The 971-nt window shown below is 42.3% G+C and carries 2 protein-coding genes; both read left to right on the top strand.

The window, feature by feature from the left end; all coding sequences use genetic code 11:
* The coding region (cysD, locus tag AC1DPZ_RS28000) for a sulfate adenylyltransferase subunit CysD (RefSeq protein ID WP_477409700.1) at positions 1-744 on the top strand (744 nt) is incomplete at its 5' end.
* Positions 745-809: 65 nt separating this feature from the next.
* The coding region (locus tag AC1DPZ_RS27995) for a GTP-binding protein (RefSeq protein ID WP_477409702.1) at positions 810-971 on the top strand (162 nt) is incomplete at its 3' end.

Here is a 971-nt window from a genome sequence, read left to right as displayed (position 1 = left end):
AAAATACCTATGCCGCTTATCCATATTGATACAGGTCATAACTTTCCTGAAACTATGGAGTTTCGGGATAAACTGGTTGAAAAACTTGGTGTACAACTAATAGTAGGCTCGGTACAGGAAGCTATAAATAAAGGCCGTGCGGTTGAGGAAAGCGGTATTAATGCAAGCAGAAATGAACTGCAAATAGTATCCTTATTAGATACCATCGAACACCATAAAATTGATGCTGCCATTGGGGGCGCCCGCAGGGATGAAGAAAAAGCTCGTTCAAAAGAGCGTTTCTTTTCGCATCGGGATGAGTTTGGCCAGTGGGACCCAAAAAACCAACGCCCCGAATTGTGGAATATTTTTAATGGCCGCAAACGTATGGGCGAACATTTTAGGGTTTTCCCGATAAGTAATTGGACCGAGATGGATATCTGGAACTACATTCTGCAAGAGAATATAGATATACCTTCTTTATACTTTGCGCATAACCGCAACGCAGTTTACCGTGATGGTACATGGCTTCCTGCATCAGAGTTTTTGTCGCTGCGTGATGGCGAGTCTATAGAGAATAAGCTAATGCGCTTCCGTACACTTGGAGATATTACTATTACCGGTGGTATTGAATCTGAAGCGGATACTTTAGAGAAAATTGTAGCTGAAGTCTCAGCCACCCGCAGCACCGAACGTGGTAACCGCAGCGATGATAAACGCTCAGATACCTCAATGGAGGACAGGAAAAAACAAGGTTATTTTTAAATTGATCAATCAGCTTTTTAGCTAAAATATAACGTGGGGTGCCTAAAGGCGACACACATTGAATTATGGAACTATTACGTTTTACAACAGCCGGCAGTGTAGATGACGGAAAAAGCACACTTATAGGGCGATTACTTTACGACTCCAAATCCATTTTTGAGGATCAGATGGAAGCCGTAAAACAATCAAGCGAGAGAAAAGGGTTACAGCATATCGATCTGTCATTG

The sequence above is a fragment of the Mucilaginibacter sp. P4_G9 genome, from assembly GCF_056400985.1.
The sequence above is the reverse complement of the archived record's forward strand: the minus strand, read 5'-3'. Positions and strand labels throughout refer to the sequence as shown.